1 protein-coding gene is annotated in these 729 nt (G+C 54.2%); it reads right to left on the bottom strand.

The window, feature by feature from the left end:
- On the bottom strand, window positions 1-729 hold a 729-nt coding region (locus K5Q73_RS21910), incomplete at both ends, for a hypothetical protein (RefSeq protein ID WP_220766191.1).

The following is a 729-nucleotide window of genomic DNA, read 5'->3' as shown; positions in this document are numbered from 1 at the left end:
TAAACATAGGACTCCTTTTCTTTCCTCCTTTTCTCCCACTCTTTCCCCCCGCCCTGCTCCCTCTCTCCCCTTCCCTCCTCCCCCGCTCCGTCTCGTCTTCCCCCTCCCGTCCTCCTTTCCTCCCTCCCTCCTCCCTCCTTTTTTTTTTTCTCTTTCCCTTTCCTTCCTCCCCCTCCCTCTTTTCCTTCTCCTCCTCTTTCCTCCTTCCCTTCTCTTTCCTCCCTTCCCTCCCTCCTTCTTTCCCCTCCCCCTTCTTCTCTCTTCCTTTTTTCTTTCCCCCTTCCCCTTTCCCTCTCTCCTCTTCCTCCTTCCTTCCCCTTTTCCCCCTCCTTTTTTCCCTTCCTTTTCCCACCTGTCTTCCTTCCTCTCTCCTTTTCCTCTTCTCCTCTCTCTTTTCTTTTTCCTTTTTCTTCCTTTTTCTTTCTTTTTCTTCCTTCCTCTTCCCCCTTCCCTTCCTCCCCTCCTTTTTCTCTCCCTCTTCCTCCTTCCCTCCCCTCTTTCCTTTCTCCCTCCTCCCCCCCTCTTTCTCCCCTCTCTCCTCCCTCCCCTCTTCCCCTTTTTCCTCTCCCCTTCCTCCCCTTCTCTCCCTTCTTTTCTCTCCCCCCTTTCCCCCCTTTTTTCCTCCCTCCCTTCCTCCCTCCCTTTCTCCCCCCTCCTCTTTCCCTTCCTTTCTCCCCCTCTTCTCTCCTTCCTCCCCCCTTTCCTTCTTTCCCTTTCTCCCCTCCTTTC

The organism is Shewanella sp. MBTL60-112-B2 (assembly GCF_019655055.1).
Taxonomy (GTDB): Bacteria; Pseudomonadota; Gammaproteobacteria; order Enterobacterales; family Shewanellaceae; genus Shewanella.
This window is presented reverse-complemented; position numbering and strand designations above follow the sequence as displayed.